The organism is Bradyrhizobium sp. P2_E8 (assembly GCF_056403875.1).
This window is the reverse complement of record NZ_JBFUES010001142.1, coordinates 1-2,186: the sequence shown is the minus strand read 5'-3', so window position 1 is coordinate 2,186 and position 2,186 is coordinate 1. Positions and strand designations below refer to the sequence as shown.

Genomic DNA, 2,186 nt, shown 5'->3' with positions numbered 1-2,186 from the left:
GTCCGCACCCTTGGTGAAGATGCCGCCGCCGAGACGGGCGAAGATCGAGATCAGCGAGGCGCCGAAGCCAAGCGCCACCATGGCGTCGACGACGACGCGGCTGTCAGGCGCCAGCTTCAGCGAATAGACCAGGAAGCCGAAATAGAGGGTCACGCCGAGCAGCGCGAGACCCGCCACCAGCATGCCGGTGATCGCGCCCGCCTTGAAGGCGAGCTCGAGGCCGCCGGCGAGCGACGTCGTCGCGGCCTGGGCGGTGCGCACGTTGGCGCGAACCGAGACGTTCATGCCGATGAAGCCGGCCGCCCCCGACAGGATGGCGCCGATGGCGAAGCCGATCGCCACATAAAGCCCGAGGAAATAGACAAGCAGCAGGAAGATGACGATGCCGACGATACCGATCGTGGTGTACTGGCGCCGCAGATAGGCCTGTGCGCCTTCGCGCACCGCAGCTGCGATCTCCTGCATGCGCGGCGACCCCGCATCCGCGCTCAACACCGAAGACGTCGCCCAAATCGCGTAGACGACGGAAAGCACTCCGCAGAGCACTATCAACCATAATGCTGTCATGTGATTTTTTGCCTCAGATCCTTGATGTACCCCCGGCGCCTTTTATTGTCCGTCGTGCGGTGCGGCGCCTTGATTTCGAACAAGGCCGCCCCTTTCCCGAAGAGGCGGCCTCAGTCGGTCGCGAGCTTGCCAAAATCAACTTGATGGTGCAACGCCGGAAGCGGCCGAAAAAGCCGATCTCGGCAAGTATTTAGGCCAAGTCGTGAGCAAGTCCTGAGCACCAGGTCATAAGCCCAGAGCCTGGACGCCGCGATTTGGAGCAATTCCTAGAAGTGGCTGTAGGACAGCCGCTTCAAAGCCAGTTCCTGGCCCTGCCCGTCCAGGAAGCGCGGCCGCGCGCCGCCCGCGACGATCGTGCCGATCGCGGTGACCGGAACGCCGACGGCCCGCCCCGCGGCAATCAGTGCATCGCTTTGCGCCGGCGCAACGGTGCACAGCACCTCGTAATCGTCGCCCCCGGCAAGCAGCGTCTCGACGCAAACGGCGTTGCGCGCGATCAGGCCCGCCGCGGCGGCCGAGAGCGGCACGTTCGGCACGTCCACGGAGGCCGACACGCCCGACGCCGCGCAGAGTTTGGTCAGATCGCCGGCGAGCCCGTCGGAGACATCCATCGCGGCCGACGCATGGTCGCGCACGGCCTGCGCCAGCACGTTGCGCGGCTGCGGGATGCGATAGCGCGAGACCAGAGCTTCCCTTGCAGCGGGATCGGACGCGAGCGCCGCGGCCACCACCCCGCCCGTGAGCACGTCGAGGCCGAGCGCGGCATCGCCGATCGTGCCCGTCACCAGGATGCGGTCGCCCGGCCTTGCGCCGATGCGGCCAACCATCTGCCCCTGCGGCACCCGGCCAAAGGCGGTGATCGAGATCATCTGCGGTCCCGGCGTCGACACCGTGTCGCCGCCGAGCAGCGGGCACGCGAAGGTTGTCGCATCCTCGCCTAGCGCATCCGCGAACGGCCTGAGCCAGGCGTCTTCCTTGCTCCGCAGCGCCAGCGTCAGGACGAAGCCGGCGGGCACAGCGCCCTTGGCGGCGAGATCGGACAGGTTCACCCGCAGCGCCTTGCGCGCGATGGTGTCGGGTGGATCGCCGGCAAGATAATGTACGCCCTCGACCACGGCATCGGTGGTGACGACGATGTCATCGCCGGAGGAGGACAGGACCGCGGCATCATCGACCAGCCCGAACGCACCGGGATCGGTCGCCAGCGGCTTGAAATAGCGCGCGATCAGCGAGTCTTCGGCGGAGGTTTCCGGTGCGTTCGTCATCGGCACTAGCCCCAAACACCACTGTCATCGCCCGGCTCGACCGGGTGATCCAGTACGCCGAGACGCCTGATATAGACAACCGCTGCCGCGGCGTACTGGATCACCCGCCCCAGTGCGCAACTGCGCACAAGGCGGGTGATGACAGCGGAATGTGTAACTACCCTCGGCCGAACTCGTCGCCGCGAAACTGACGGCCGATCTGGTCGAGCACCGCATTCACCATGCCGGTCTCCTCGCGGTCGACGAAGGCATTCGCAACGTCGACATATTCGGAGACGACGACACGGCCCGGCACGTCCTTGCGATGCTGGAGCTCATAGGCCCCTGCCCGCAGCACGGCGCACAGGATCGCCT

General features: G+C 66.5%; 3 protein-coding genes. All 3 read right to left on the bottom strand.

Annotated elements, in window-relative coordinates; all coding sequences use genetic code 11:
- Positions 1–567, bottom strand: a 567-nt coding sequence (locus tag AC1D00_RS37790) for a sodium/proton-translocating pyrophosphatase (RefSeq protein ID WP_477014180.1), incomplete at its 3' end; no start/stop codon positions are given.
- A gap of 266 nt (positions 568–833) precedes the next feature.
- Positions 834–1,832: a thiamine-phosphate kinase gene (gene thiL / locus AC1D00_RS37785; RefSeq protein WP_477014179.1), complete on the bottom strand. Its 999-nt coding sequence runs from the start codon at positions 1,830–1,832 to the stop codon at positions 834–836.
- 157 nt (positions 1,833–1,989) lie between these two features.
- The coding region (locus tag AC1D00_RS37780; RefSeq protein WP_477014178.1) for a transcription antitermination factor NusB at positions 1,990–2,186 on the bottom strand (197 nt) is incomplete at its 5' end.

What these genes read in the sequence shown, in the direction of transcription:
- thiL (WP_477014179.1), bottom strand. Translation starts at nt 1,832, where the DNA reads ATGACGAACGCACCGGAAACCTCCGCCGAAGACTCGCTGATCGCGCGC.